Source organism: Paraburkholderia sp. HP33-1, assembly GCF_021390595.1.
GTDB lineage: Bacteria > Pseudomonadota > Gammaproteobacteria > Burkholderiales > Burkholderiaceae > Paraburkholderia.
Map to the genome: position 1 here is coordinate 236,518 of NZ_JAJEJR010000003.1, position 13,733 is coordinate 250,250.

At 62.7% G+C, this 13,733-nt stretch carries 12 protein-coding genes; 6 read left to right on the forward strand and 6 right to left on the reverse strand.

Annotation, left to right across the window (positions count from 1 at the left end):
• Positions 1-9: 9 nt before the first annotated feature.
• The 4 genes from L0U81_RS28185 to L0U81_RS28200 form a co-directional block, all read right to left on the reverse strand.
• A complete protein-coding gene (locus tag L0U81_RS28185) occupies positions 10-1,029 on the reverse strand; it encodes a hydroxyquinol 1,2-dioxygenase (protein ID WP_233808387.1) in 1,020 nt (339 codons plus the stop codon).
• A 40-nt stretch (positions 1,030-1,069) separates the two neighbouring features.
• Positions 1,070-1,564: a hydroxyquinol 1,2-dioxygenase gene (locus tag L0U81_RS28190; RefSeq protein WP_233808389.1), complete on the reverse strand. Its 495-nt coding sequence runs from the start codon at positions 1,562-1,564 to the stop codon at positions 1,070-1,072.
• 115 nt (positions 1,565-1,679) lie between these two features.
• The gene (locus tag L0U81_RS28195; protein ID WP_233808391.1) at positions 1,680-2,609 is read right to left on the reverse strand and encodes a LysR family transcriptional regulator; all 930 of its coding nucleotides are present in this window, start codon (positions 2,607-2,609) and stop codon (positions 1,680-1,682) included.
• 120 nt (positions 2,610-2,729) lie between these two features.
• On the reverse strand, positions 2,730-4,001 hold the full coding sequence (locus tag L0U81_RS28200; RefSeq protein ID WP_233808393.1) for an MFS transporter: 1,272 nt from the start codon (positions 3,999-4,001) through the stop codon (positions 2,730-2,732).
• Positions 4,002-4,533: 532 nt separating this feature from the next.
• Between L0U81_RS28200 and L0U81_RS28205 the strand changes: the two genes are divergently transcribed.
• Both L0U81_RS28205 and L0U81_RS28210 read left to right on the forward strand, forming a co-directional pair.
• Positions 4,534-5,439 carry a cation diffusion facilitator family transporter gene (locus L0U81_RS28205; RefSeq protein ID WP_233808397.1) on the forward strand — a complete coding sequence of 302 codons (906 nt, stop codon included), beginning with the start codon at positions 4,534-4,536 and terminating at the stop codon, positions 5,437-5,439.
• A 650-nt stretch (positions 5,440-6,089) separates the two neighbouring features.
• On the forward strand, positions 6,090-6,782 hold the full coding sequence (locus L0U81_RS28210; RefSeq protein WP_233808401.1) for a CBS domain-containing protein: 693 nt from the start codon (positions 6,090-6,092) through the stop codon (positions 6,780-6,782).
• Positions 6,783-6,831: 49 nt separating this feature from the next.
• On the opposite strand, the gene L0U81_RS28215 is transcribed toward L0U81_RS28210, so the two are convergent.
• Both L0U81_RS28215 and L0U81_RS28220 read right to left on the reverse strand, forming a co-directional pair.
• A complete protein-coding gene (locus L0U81_RS28215) occupies positions 6,832-7,278 on the reverse strand; it encodes an SRPBCC family protein (RefSeq protein WP_233808403.1) in 447 nt (148 codons plus the stop codon).
• A gap of 30 nt (positions 7,279-7,308) precedes the next feature.
• Positions 7,309-9,108, reverse strand: a complete 1,800-nt coding sequence (locus tag L0U81_RS28220) for a sigma-54-dependent Fis family transcriptional regulator (protein WP_233808406.1) — start codon at positions 9,106-9,108, stop codon at positions 7,309-7,311.
• Between the two features lie 479 nt (positions 9,109-9,587).
• Here L0U81_RS28220 and L0U81_RS28225 point away from each other — a divergent pair, with 479 nt between their 5' ends.
• From L0U81_RS28225 to L0U81_RS28240, 4 genes are all read left to right on the forward strand, one after another.
• Positions 9,588-10,484 (forward strand): VOC family protein, encoded by an 897-nt coding sequence (locus tag L0U81_RS28225; RefSeq protein ID WP_442793464.1) that lies wholly within the window; start codon positions 9,588-9,590, stop codon positions 10,482-10,484.
• Positions 10,471-11,301, forward strand: coding sequence for an alpha/beta fold hydrolase (locus L0U81_RS28230; RefSeq protein ID WP_233808415.1), 831 nt, complete (start codon positions 10,471-10,473; stop codon positions 11,299-11,301). The genes L0U81_RS28225 and L0U81_RS28230 overlap by 14 nt, the downstream gene beginning before the upstream one ends.
• Positions 11,298-12,839 carry a bifunctional 3-(3-hydroxy-phenyl)propionate/3-hydroxycinnamic acid hydroxylase gene (locus L0U81_RS28235; protein WP_233808416.1) on the forward strand — a complete coding sequence of 514 codons (1,542 nt, stop codon included), beginning with the start codon at positions 11,298-11,300 and terminating at the stop codon, positions 12,837-12,839. Before L0U81_RS28230 ends, L0U81_RS28235 begins: the two co-directional genes overlap by 4 nt.
• 79 nt (positions 12,840-12,918) lie before the next feature.
• Entirely contained in the window at positions 12,919-13,704 is a 786-nt protein-coding gene (locus L0U81_RS28240) for a 2-keto-4-pentenoate hydratase (protein WP_233808422.1), read from the forward strand.
• The last annotated feature ends 29 nt before the right edge of the window (positions 13,705-13,733 follow it).

Below are 13,733 nucleotides of genomic sequence, written 5' to 3' on the forward strand. Positions count from 1 at the left end.
ATCGAACCTTCAGAAATCGACGGGGTACGGCTTCAGCTCGCCGCTCTCGTAGCGCGTGGGCAGATTCGGCGTCGCGTTCTCCCATACGAGCAGCATCGAGCGCTTGGTCGAATAACCTTGATGGCGGATATCGGCCGGCATCGCGCAGATGTCGCCCGCGCGCATCGTGATCCGGGCGCGCGGCGCGCCGGTGTTTTTGTCGCCGATGTCCCAGACGATTTCATCGGACAGTTGCAGGAACCACTCGACGCGATCGTTGCCGTGAAAGACCGGCAGGATGTATTCCTCGGTGGTCGGGCAGAACAGACTCTGGCCGCACACCGACGTGACCGACGGATTCCACGTGACGTCCGAGCGCGACAGATACTTGAACAGGTTGAACGCATGCAGCTGGCCCTCGAAGCCGGGCTCGACATGCACCTCGGGATCGTCCTGGGCGACGTCGGCGAATGCACGGTTCACCGGCAGATCGTCGCGCAGCGGCGAGTCACCTTCGAGGCCCGGCATGCGGCGCGTCGCGACACGCGTGCGCTCGATCGCGGCATCGTTGTCGCCATGCTTGCGGCCGAACGCGGTGCCGGTTTCCTCGGGCGCGGCGAACGGGTCGAAGCCTTCGTTGGTCCAGTCGTGCAGGATCGCCTTGAAGGTCGCCATGATCGTCGGCGTCTCGAAGGTCTCCATAAAGTCGACGCCCGCGTCCTTCATGATGCCGTTGAACGAGCCCGCATATACGTCGACCTTGCCGTAGTGATTGCGCGTGCCGAACACGTGATCGAAGTTGACCCAGCCGTAGAAGAAGCCCCATGCGACGTCGCGCATCATCGCGCGCAGGAACGCATCGGCCGGTACCGCGTGGGTGCGGGTCTGGCCTTTCGCGGGCCAGTTGATCTTGACGAAGTACTCGTCGCGCAGGAATTCGAAGGCGCCGAGCGTGAAGCGGCGATAGCCGGTGATGGCGTCGGGTTCGCTTGCGCGCACGGTGTCGGCGGCGAAGCTGGTGGGGTGATCTAGGGTTTCGAGGGATGCCATGTTCTGTCTCCTATATAGGCGGATGTGGTTCGCGTGCGTATCAGTGCAGGCAGATGTCGGCCCACTTCTCTACCGACAGTTCGCCGAGCATCGTTTGCACGAGCGCGACGCCGGGTTTCTGCGCGGTGAAGCGATAGGCGCAGCCGGCCGGCAGCAAGGCCTGATGACCACGACGCAGCACCACGTAACCAATCGTGCGGCCGGCTGGTTGCGCACCCGCTGCGACGGTGCCTGTGCCGCTCTTCGGCGGGTTATCGAGCTTGATGAAGTCGATGCGCACTTCGCCGTCCATCAGGATCGCGAACTCGTCGTGCGCGCAGGCGAACCATTGCGATTGCCCTTCGGTGCGCAGCGCCTCGATCACGTAGTCGAGGTTCTTGCCGACCACGACCTTTTCATAGGGCGAGGCTTCGGCCGCGACTTCGAAGATGTTGGAAAACACGTAGTGGCGCGCTTCGCCGCTCGTGATTTCGATTTCGCCTTTGCGGTAGCCGTCGAGCGAGCCAAAGACGGTGTGGAATGACGACTCGGTCATTGCTGTCTCCTGTTGGAAGCGGGGTGTTGTTGGAACCACTTTAGGAGCGCAACAGGATGGCAACAACCGGCGATCGGGCGATTACAGCATTTGCACTTTGCAAATAATCGTCGCGTTACGTCACCCAGCCGCGCTCGATAAGCGGCCGGTCCCACGCGGGTTCGGGACCCAGGTACTCGGCCAGGAATTCGACCAGCGCCTTCACCTTCAGCGCCTGTCGCTGCGTTGCGGGGTACACGGCCGCGAAATTCAGCGGCGAGAGCGTGTAGTCGGTGAGGATCGGCACGAGCGAGCCGTCGAGCAGCGCGGTGCTTGCGACGAGCGTCGGCAGACAAACGACGCCGCCGCCCGTCAGCGCATAGTCGCGCAGCAGATGGACCGAGTTCGAGCGGATCATGCCGGGCAACTCCAATTCGACGACCTCGTCGCCGTGCGCCATCGTCCAGCGATTGCGCGACGGGTAGCCCGAATAAAGCGCCGTGGTGTGTCGCAGCAAATCGCGCGGGTGCTGCGGCGCGCCATGCGCCTTCACATACGCGGGCGTCGCGCAGAAAAGACGCCGCACCTTGAACAGCCGTCTTTCGATCAGCGATTCGGCGATCGGCGGAAAAATCTGGAAAGCGACATCGAAGCCCTCTTCGATCGGATCGACCACGCGGTCGTTGACGATCACGTCGAGCTGGATGCCCGGATAGCGCCGGTTGAACTCGGCGAGCGGCGCGGCGAAGTGGCCGAGCGCGAAGCCCGGCAGCATCTGGATACGCAATCGGCCGGTCGGTGTGGCGCGCAGCTCGCGCATCTGGTCGGTCAGTTCGTTGACGCGTCCAACCACTTCCGCGCATTCGCGATAGAACGCCTCTCCCACTTCGGACAGGCGCACATGCCGTGTGCTGCGATGAAAGAGCGGCGCGTTGACGAACTTCTCCAGTTGCTGGATGCGCGTCGTGATCACTGAACTCGTCACGCCCAACTGCCGCGCCGCCTCGGCGAAGCTGCTCGTCTCGGCCACGCGTACGAAGGCCTCGATGCTCAGAAAGCGGTCCATGCTGCGTCCTTGTCCACTCGTCCAGCCTTTCAGTGTATATGGGCTGGGGTGCGTGAACACGCCACGTGGCCGGCGACAACGGCTTTGTGATTGCCGCGATCGCCGACTGATTGCCGCGCGTCATTCGGGTTGCTCGCTTGCCGGCAGATCGAGCGTCGGCGCGGCGCTCCGGCGACGCATCCGGGCCGGCGCAGTCTCCTCCAGCAGCAGGCTCACGCCAATGCCGAGCAGTACCGCGCAGATCGGCAGCCACAAGATGTTCTGGATGCCGAAATGTGTCGCGACGAAGCGCGCCAATGCCGGCGCGATGCCGCCGCCGAAAATCTCGCCCGCGCCGACGACGATACCGATCGACGTCGAGATCATCCCGACCGGCGCGGCTTCAGTCGCAACCGGACCGGACAGCAGCGAAACAAGTCCCAGCGTGAAGAACGACGCGACGAACAGCACCGCGAACAGCTGCAGCGGCTGCGCGCCGAGTCCGCGAAACAGGTACAGCATCACCGCGGTGCCCGCAAAGCCGACGATGCTGGCGACGCGCCGCCCGGTCAGGTCCGACAACCCCGTCAAACCGAACTGACCGATAAATCCGCCGAAGCCGATCGCCGAGACGACGACGCCCATGCGCTGCGTGTCGAGCGACAGATACTCGGTCAGGTACAGCGGCAGCATCGCCCCGAGCACGAACACGCCAGTCATCGCGCAGAACAGCGCGGCCATCGCGATCGGGATGTTGCGGCTCTTCAGGACGTCGCGCCAGTTAGCGCGTTCGGCCGGGCTCGCCGTGCGCTTCGGTGTCGCTAGCGGGTTGGCTTTCGGTTCGCGAATCACGAAGAACATCAGCACACCGAGAATCAGCCCCGGCACCGACACCAGCGCGAACACCCAGCGCCACGTCACGACACTCAGCAACTGCGTCGCGATGATCGGCGACAGCGCGAGGCCGAACAGCGCGAAACCGCTTTGCTGGAGGCCAAGATTGAAACCACGGCGCTTCGGATGCGACGCATCGGCCGTCGCGGCGAAGCTGGTCGGGCAAAACGAACCTTCGGCGACGCCCATCAACGCGCGCACCCCGAGCAGGCTCATCAGGCCGCCGGCAAGCCCGGAGAAACCGGACAGCAGCGAAAACGCCAGAATCGCCGGAATCAGCACCTTGCGGCGTCCGATCTTGTCGGAGATGCCGCCCATCAGCGCCGCGAAAATACCCCACGACAAGCCAAGGATGCCGATGCAATTGCCGACGTCCTGCGCATCCAGGTGCAGGTCCTTCATGATGGCCGGAAAAAGCGGCGCGATCAGCCACCGGTCGAGTCCCACGAGGCCGAAGCCGAGGGCCAGCAGCACGACGGCCTTCCATTCGTAGGCCACGTCCCAGTCGTTCGATTTCATCTGTGTCTCCATAGGCCGGCCGCTTTGCGCGCGGACGGCATTCGCTGGCGCGGGGGATGCGCCACCGGGTTCGTCGGATGCAATAACGGGTGCCGTGCCGCACTTCATCGATGCAGCACCGACGCGGCCAAGATTGGCGCAAGTGCGGCGGGTCAGATACGGGACAAGCGGCGAATGCGGCATTTGCGAATCGCAAATAATCACGCCGGACGGCGCGGCAGCGCGCGTGGGCAAGGCTCAGCGGCAAGCGCCGGGCGCGAATTGGATGGGCCTGAAGCCACCCCAGGACAAGCCCGGGTAGACGCGCGCTTGGGTGGCGCGCGGTAGGGGCGCGGGGCGCCTGTTGCAATCAATCTGGCTACCCGCGTGGTGCGTGCTTCTCGCCGATGGCTAACCGTGCAGAGCGCTAACGGGCTTGACCGTTAGTTGCGCTCAAAAGTGATCAACCGAGCCGCAATATTCCCAGCCACTGCGGCTCGATATACTCCCCTCTTCCCTGAACGTCTTTCAGCCGCGGGCGACCACTCGGACCATGAAAGCAACGGACCTCGAACAGCGCATCCTCAAACAATCGCTGCTTTGCACCGTGATGATTGCCGGACTCGGCATCGCGGTCGGGATTCTGAGCGGCTCGCTGGCGATCATCTTCGACGGCATGTTCTCCGCGCTCGACGCCGCGATGTGCAGCCTGTCGCTGCTCGTTACCCGCCTGCTTCAGCAGGAGACCAGTCGAAGCTTCCAGCGCGGCTTCTGGCACATCGAGCCGCTCGTGCTCGTGTTCAACGGCAGTCTGCTGTCGGTGCTGTGCTTTTACGCGTTCATCAACGCGGTCAAAGGCCTGCTCGAGGGCGGCCACGAACTCGAGTTTGGCTGGGGCGTGTTCTACGCGGTGGTCGTCGCCACGTTCTGTTTCTTCATGTTCCTACGCGAACGGCGCGTGAATCGCGCGGTCGACTCCGAGCTGATCGCGCTCGACATCAAGAGCTGGCTGATGTCGGCCTGCATCAGCGCGGCGCTGCTGCTGGCGTTTTCGATTGCGTGGCTGCTCGAACGCATTGGGCACGGCCACCTGACGCCGTACATCGACCCCGGCGTGCTCGCGATCCTGACGCTCGTACTGATTCCAATGCCGATCGGTACCGTGATCGGTGCGGTCAAGGAAGTGTTGCTGATCACGCCGCCGGAACTGGAGCGTGAGCTACGTGCCCTGATGCGGCAACTGACCGCCGATTATGGCTTCGTCAAGCACTCGCACTACGCGACGCGCGTCGGCCGCGGGCTGTTCGTCGAGGTGCACATCGTGCTACCCGAAACAATGGAGCACGCCGGCGTGCGTCAGCTCGATCAGATCCGCGACAGGATCTCACGCGCGATCGGCGAGGTTGGCCCGGACCGCTGGCTAACGGTCGAGTTCACGCGCGATCCGCGCTGGTTGTAACCCGAGCGCTGCTGCGGCAACGCCAGCCGTCGAAACGGAGTCGGCAGGGTGATCCGCCGATACTTGCAGCACTCAGTTCGACGACCGGGCGCAATCGGGCGGCGGCCCTTTCGGCGGTTGATTGCCGTCGCCGTCGCGCGGTGGAGGCGGAGGCGGTGGATGCCCCGAGTCTGACGGAGGCGGTCCAGGTGGATGATCGAAACATGGCGGCGGCGGCCGATTGCTGCCATCCGATTGCGCATGCGCCGTCACCGATACGCCAAGCGCGCACGCGGCCAGCGTGAGCGCTACGAGCCTGCTTTTCATCGACCAGTCCTTGTTCGAACGTCGCCGCTGCGACAACGTCAACGACCTTACCGCGTCGAACAGGGCTATTGCGCCGTTGGAAGTTTCCGGAAGCTTACCCGGCCATTCCCGTTTCTAACACGCACGTGCGACGCCGTTTTTGCGAAACATCACGGATCACTAAGCAATTTCGCGCATTCAGGCATGACGGGTTTCGCAACACACTTAGATATGAATTCCCGCGCCACAGCGCTGCGGCGCGACGGCCAATCCGCGGCCGGGAAGTCTGCCTTGTCGTAGGGATTGTCCGGCAAAGTTGACCTACACTCTGTGCGTGTCACCGTTGACCCGCAGAGGAGAAGACCATGCGCGCGCTCGACATCATGACTTCTTCGGTCATCACCGCCACACCGGATATGACCATCCACGACGCAGCGAAACTGTTCGTCGATCACCACATTAGCGGCATGCCGGTGCTGGACGCGGACGGACGGATGATAGGCATCGTCAGCCAGGGCGATCTGCTGCATCGGGTGGAAAACGGCACCGGCCGCGGCAGGCGTCGATGGTGGCTCGAACTGCTGTCGTCATCGGCGCGCGAGCAGGCCGCGAGGTATGTGAAGGAGCATGGGCATATCGTCGGCGACGTGATGTGCGAGAAGGTCATTTCGATTCCCGAGGACATGCCGCTGCACCAGATCGCCGATCTGATGGAGCGCCGCCATCTGAAGCGCGTACCGGTGCTGAAAGATGGACAGCTCGTCGGCATCGTGAGCCGCTCGAACCTGATTCGTGCGCTCGCGAGCGTCGAGCCGGTGGTCGACTCGGGCTCCCACGACGATGCCAGCCTGCGCGACGCAATCCTGCGCGAGATGCACGGACAGCCCTGGGGACTTGCGAAACAAGGCGTGTTCGTCAAGGACGGCGTGGCGCATCTGTGGGGCATCGTCGAATTCGAAGAGGAGAAGCGTGCAATCCGCATCGCCGCGGAAGGCGTGCCCGGCATCAAGCGCGTGGAGAGCCACCTCGAATCGCCGACTGTGATTCCATCGATGTAGCCGGGACGTCGTCTATGTGCCGAACGTTTCGTTCACCCGTCCCGCTGTGTCAGTCCGGAATTTCCGGCTCGACCAGCTTCGCCAGTTGCGCAAGCGACTCCTGCCAGCCGAGATAGCACATCTCGACCGGAATCATCTCGGGGATGCCTTCCTGCACGATGTTCAGCTCGGTTCCGCACGAGACCTGCCGCAATGAAACAGTCGTGTGCATCTGACCGGGCAGGTTCGGATCATCAAAATGGTCCGAGTAGCGAATCTTTTCGAACGGCACCAGTTCGAGGTACTCGCCGCCGAACGAGTGACCCTTGCCAGAGCCGAAGTTACGAAACGACATGCTGTAGGTGCCGCCGACGCGCGCATCCATCTGATGCACTTCGCAGGTGAAGCCATACGGCGGCAGCCATTTCGCCATCGCAGCGGGTTCGAGGAACGCGCGATAGATGCGCTCGGGTGTCGTGCGTAGAACGCGGTGGAATTTGACGGTTCCTGTAGCCATGATGAGTGTGCCTTTCGCTGGAGGGGTTTGTCACTGCACAACAGACCCGAGAAGATCGCCGCGAACGGATTCGTCGGTCGTCGTGTTGTCGTCCGCCGTGCGCTTGCGCCTGTAAAGCAACTGGCCCCGTGAGATACCAAGCAACGCTGCCGCGCGCGTCATGTTGCCGTCCGAGCGCTGGATGGCGGCATCGACCATCGTGTTCTCCATGTCTTCCAGCGTCAGTCCACGATCCTTCATCAAGCCGCCGACGATCTCCAGCAGCGAACGCGACGGCTGCTCCGGCGCAACTGTCGCAGCCAGTGCCGCGAGCGGCTCGGGTGCTGCCCGCTCCGCACTCACCGCCGCACCGCGCCTCAGGTCCTTCATGAGCACCACGTGAACTGCGTCGATGGCACGACCATCCTCGCAGAGTATGACCGCGCGCTCGACCACATTCGAGAGCTCACGGATGTTGCCCGGCCACGAATAGCCAAGCAGCATCGACATCGCTTCAGGTGTGAGGCCGTAAGCGTTTCGACCATAGGCATGGGTAAAGCGCTGCATGAAATGCTCGATCAGAACCGGCAGATCCTCCTTGCGCTGGCGTAATGGGGGAATCTCGATCGGAAATACGTGCAGCCGGAAGAAGAGATCCTCGCGGAAGCGCCCCGCGCGAACCGCCTGCCAGAGGTCTTCGTTCGTCGCGGCGACGATGCGAACGTCAGCTTGCCGCGCAGTGCCGCTGCCGAGGCGTTCGAACTGCCCGGTCTCGAGCACGCGCAGCAGCTTGCCTTGTGCGACGAGCGGCAGCGTGGCCACCTCGTCGAGAAATAGCGTCCCGCCTTCGGCCAGCTCAAAGCGCCCTGCGCGCGCCGCATCCGCACCGGTAAAAGCCCCGCGTTCGACCCCGAACAGTTCCGACTCCATCAGCGTTTCCGGTATCGTCGCGCAATTGATGGCGACGAACGGACCGTCCGCGCGCCGGCTCTGTTCGTGCAGCAGTCGCGCAAACGTGCTCTTGCCAACTCCGCTCTCGCCGAGCAGCAGCACCGTCGCTCCGGTCGCGGCAACACGATTGATCTTGCCGATGGCGGCCTGATACGCGGGTGAAAGGCCCACGATGTCTGAGCGGCTCTTCGACCGTTCGAGGGCAGCGAGTGCGCTGCGGTGCTTGCCAGCCTGCCCGCGCCCCTTCGGCGCGAGCGCTTCGGGAAATACCGGCGCCTCGAGAAATTGCAGATCAGCTTCTGCGTCATCCCACTCGCTCGCCGGCCGCGCGATCACCCGGCACGCATCGAAGCCCATCGCACGGCATTCCACCTCGCGAACGAGGATCAGTTTGCCCACGCACGCGCTCAGGTAGCCGCTCGCATAGCCGGTTTCGAGCCAGCACACTGGCGTGGCCTGCGTGTCGTGCTCCAACGCCTGACGCTCGTCCTCGAACGAGTGCTTCCAGAAGAACTCCAGTGAACAACGGCCGTTCTCGATGTCGAGGTCCGCACTGATTGGCTCCACCAGCGCGACACCCTGCAGGGCATGCAATTGCCCGCCGCGCACAAGCAGTTCGAAGATGCCTTCCTCGGGCGAATGGAGTTGCAACGCGAGTTGCGCATCGCGCGTGCCCATGGAAAAGCCGATGCGAGTCAGCAGCGTCCGTGCGGTCTGACTGCCGAGCGACGCAATCAACTCGGTGCGCAGGTCGTTGATCGCGGCAGTGTGCATCAGGATCATGCGCTGGTCGCCCAGCGCAATTTCGGCACGCTCGGTCCTGAAGTGCAGCCGCTCCCGCATCGGTGCCATGTCCGGGAAAGCTTGATTTGCGTTCGCGCTTTGCACGCTCGTCTCCATGTTCGTTCTCGTGGCTTGCGGCGCGTTTGATTGCGTCGATTGCGCTCGGTGCCTGGTGGCGCACCCACAAAATTTTTCAGTCGGCGTCTATTTTTTGACATCGCCCGCAAAATCTCAAGCGGTGAATCCCCCAGTGGCGTTTTGCTGCATTGCGGTCATTTTATGCGTGCCGGATTTCGCCACTCCCATGATTCCATTGGGATCTTCGCGGCAAATTGGCCCTATGCGACGCAACATCCTTCGATTGGCACGACCGTTGCTCTGAGAGGTCCGCGCCGCGATCCTCAAGCGCGGGTGCCAAAAATTCGATCTACAGGAGACAGACATCATGTCGGAGCTTTCAAGCCTCGGACACATCGTTTTCAAAAGCCAGCTTCGACGGTCGAGTTCCTGGCGCGTCTCACACATTCCGCAATGACACCTCTAGCCGCGCTTTGCCTGGCAGCGCGGCATTTCTGAAACATAACGAGGAAACACGCATGACAATTTCCGCATTGGGTTACGTGGTCGTCGAAGCGAGCGACCTGAAAGCGTGGTCCGACTACGCGCGAAACATTTTGGGTGTCGAGTGCAACGAAGTTGACGGCGCGCTCGAGTTGCGCATCGACGACCGCGCCTGGCGCCTTCGCGTCGAACAAGGTCCTTCGGACGACCTGAAGGCCGTCGGCTTCGAGACGTCCACGCCTGTGGAGTTCGCCAACGTTCTGGCCACGCTGGAAGCACAAGGCGTGAAGTGCACGTTGGACACTGCGCTCGCGAAGCAGCGCGGCGTAGTCGAATTGGCGAGCTTCCTTGACCCGGCCGGCGTCAAAGTCGAAGTCTTCTACGGAGCCACGCGAACGTTCCAGAAACCGTTCGTGTCGCCCGTCGGCGTGAAGGGTTTCCTGACCGGCGAACAGGGCATGGGTCATATCGTGATCGCCGTGCCCGATGCGGACGCTTATCAAGCATTCTGGACCAGGCTCGGTTTCCGTTTGAGCGACTACATCGAGTTCCAGCCTGCGCCGGGCATGGATGTCAAGGTGACGTTCATGCATTGCAACCCGCGCCACCACACCCTCGCCTTTGCCGCTGTTCCGGGCGGCAAGAAAATCGTCCACCTGATGCTGCAGACCAATCATCTGGACGATGTCGGTCTGGCACGCGATCGCGCCAAAAAAGCCGGCGTGCCGATCGCCTGGGACATTGGCCGTCACGTCAATGACCATATGACTTCGTTTTACATGCTGTCACCGTCGAAATGGGAATTGGAGTACGGCTGGGGTGCGCGCGAGATCGACGACGCGACCTGGACGGTGGAACGTCACGATTCCATCAGCATCTGGGGCCACGACCTGACCATCAAGCCCGAGGAGCGCGCGCATGCAAATGGCTGAAATGAAAATCGCCGATCTCGGCGGCATCAAACTGCATTACGACGACGTGGGCGAAGGGCCGGCACTGATCCTGATCCACGGCTCGGGCCCCGGCGCCAGCGGTCGCGCGAACTTCATCCGAAACATCGAAGCCTTGTCGAAGGACTTCCGTGTGATCGTTCCGGATCTGCCGGGATTCGGCCAATCCGACATGAAGCCGGCGGGCACGCCGATTCCGGGCTGGTGGGCCGACAAGATCGTCGAACTGCTCGACCACCTCGACATAGGGAAGGCTCACTTTGTCGGCAATTCGCTGGGCGGCGCAATCACCCTCAAGATCGCCATGGAAAGCCCGGCGCGCGTGGATCGCATGATCCTGATGGGGCCTGGCGGCGGTACACCCGTCACGTCGGTGTTCCCGACCGAAGGCATCAAGACGCTCGTGAGCTTTTACGATGGCCCCGGCCCCTCACTGGAGCGGTTGAAGGCATTCATCAACCAGTTCGTCTATGACCCGTCGCAGATCACGGAAGAGCTGCTCGCCGAACGTCTCAAGGCGGCAATGGACCCGCGCGTCATCGCGCAACCGCCGATGCGCCCTGGTCCCGGCGTCGCCTTCGAAGAACTATGGCGCGATCCGCGCATGGCCAGGCTGCCGCATGAAACCTTGATCATCTGGGGCCGCGAAGACCGCGTCATGCCGCTGGATACCGGCTTCGTGCTGATGAAGCAGATTCCGCGTGCACGCTTGCTCGTGATGCCGCAGTGCGGTCACTGGGCGCAGTGGGAGCACGCAGAAGAGTTCAACAAGACCGTGTTGGGGTTCCTTAAGAAATGACTGAGACGAATCAGAAATACGACGCCGACGTCGCCATCATCGGCTACGGCCCGAGCGGCGTGGTCGCCGCCAATGTGCTGGGCAAGCGCGGCATCAAGACCATTGCGATCGAGCGGTTCAAGGACATCTATGCCCGCGCCCGCGCGGTGACGGTGAATGACTGGACGATGCGCATCGTCCAGGATATGGGCCTCGCGCAGCAGCAATTGGCCGTGATGGACGACGTGCACTCGATGCGCTGGGTCGACTACGAAGGACGTCAGCTCACATGGATGCCGTTTCCGACCAGCACCTTCGGCTTTGCCACGTCCTATTGCCTGTACCAGCCGGCCATGGAGCGTGTGCTGCGTGAAGGCACGGAGCGCTACAAGAATGTGGAGGTGCGCTACGAGCGCGACATGTCCTCGATCAGGCAGGACGAGGATGGCGTCACCATCGAGACGAAGAATCTTGTCACCGGTGAGACCGAAACCATTCGCGCGAAGTACGTACTAGCCTGCGATGGCGGTTCCAGCAGCACGCGCGAACAACTTGGCGTCAAGCTCATCGGCGATACCTTGTCGGTGCGCTGGGTGGTGATCGACTGCCGGGTCAAGCGTTGGTGGCCGAATCGCCATATGCACACGTTCTGGTCGGATGCGCGCCGTCCGGTGGTGGACATTCCGCTCGGCCTCGGCAACCACCGCTGGGAGTTCCCGCTCAACCAGGATGAAAGCGATGAGGATTTCCAAAGCCATGAGCAGTTGTGGAAGCTGCTCAATTCGCTGGGCGTGACAGAGAACGAAGTCGAGATTCACCAGCATGCTTTCTACAACCATCACGTGCGCTATGCCGATCGTTGGCGCGTCGGCCGCGTACTGCTGTGCGGGGATGCCGCGCACCTGATGCCGCCGTGGGCCGGCAACGGCATGCAGTCCGGCATACGCGATGCACAGAACGCCAGCTTGAAGCTGGTCGAAGTGCTGGAAGGCCGCTTACCGGAAAAACTGCTCGACACCTACGAGCAGGAACGCGCGCCGGACGTTGAACGCTACACGCAGATCTCGGTCGGCCTCGGCATGATCATCAAGCGCGAATTGAGCGACGAACAAGTCGCCGCGATGATGGAAGAAGAACGCGCCTCAGGCGACCTGCCGATGGTGTTGCGCCCGCCCCACTACCAGCAAGGCTGGCTGCAAAAAGGCAAAGGCAGCAAGAACGTGGTCGGCAAGTTTCTGCCGCAGCCGCTCGCGGCCAACTGCAAAGGACAGGTCGACCGGCTCGACGATCTCACCGGCAATGGCCTCATCGTGCTCGGTGCGAACACGGACCCGGCGAGCAAGCTCGATGCCGAACAGAAAGCCGGCTGGGAAAAACTGGGCGCGACGTTCATCGCGGTCCGTTCGGCCGACCAGCCCGCACAAGCCGACAACGACGTGGTGGACATCAACGGCGAACTCATCGCCTGGATGCAAAAGGAAGACGTCGATGTCGTCGTAGTGCGCCAGGACAAGATCATCGCCGCGGCCAGCGGCAATCTCGGCGTACCCGCGTTGTGACTTGATAGCTGAAGACGGCGAACCGCTCGAATATTTCAGCGGTTTCGCCGATGTACCCTGGCCCACCAGTAAAGTCTTTATGTCCAATTCGACCTTGATACAGACGACCGCCAGCGCGTTGCGCGAGGCGGAAACAACACGCACGCCGATCCCCGCGGTCCGTAACAGGATCGCGCTCGATGACATGGCAACGGCGTATGCCGTGCAACAGGCGAATGTCGACGCCCGCGTGGCCGCCGGCGAGCGCATTGTCGGGCGCAAGATCGGCCTGACCTCGCTCGCCGTGCAGGCGCAGCTCGGCGTGGACCAGCCCGACTTCGGCGCGCTGTTCGCGGGCAGGGCCTACGGCGACAGTCAACCGATGCCGCTCGCGAGCCTGATCCAGCCGAAGATCGAGGCTGAGATCGCACTCGTGCTCAAGCACGATCTCACGCACGAGAAACACACGTTCGCCGACATCATCAACGCGAGCGCCTATGCGCTGGCCGCCATCGAAGTGGTGGACAGCCGGATTCAGAACTGGGACATCCGTTTCGTCGACACGGTCGCCGACAACGCATCGAGCGCGCTGTTCGTACTCGGTAGCCGTCCGGTTTCGCTCGCCGATGTCGACCTCGTGGCAGCTGCGATGACGCTCGAGCGCGGCGGTGAAGTGCTATCACGCGGCAGCGGCGCGGCCTGTCTCGGCAATCCGCTCAACGCGGCGGTGTGGCTTGCCGACCGCATGGCGCAGCTGGGCACGCCATTGCGTGCGGGCGACGTGGTGCTCACTGGCGCGCTCGGCCCGATGGTCGCGGTGACGCAGCCGGGCATTTACACGGCACGGATCGAAGGACTCGGCAGCGTGCGCGCGAACTTTGCTTGAATCAGGCCGGGATGCCGGCGTGGTGAATA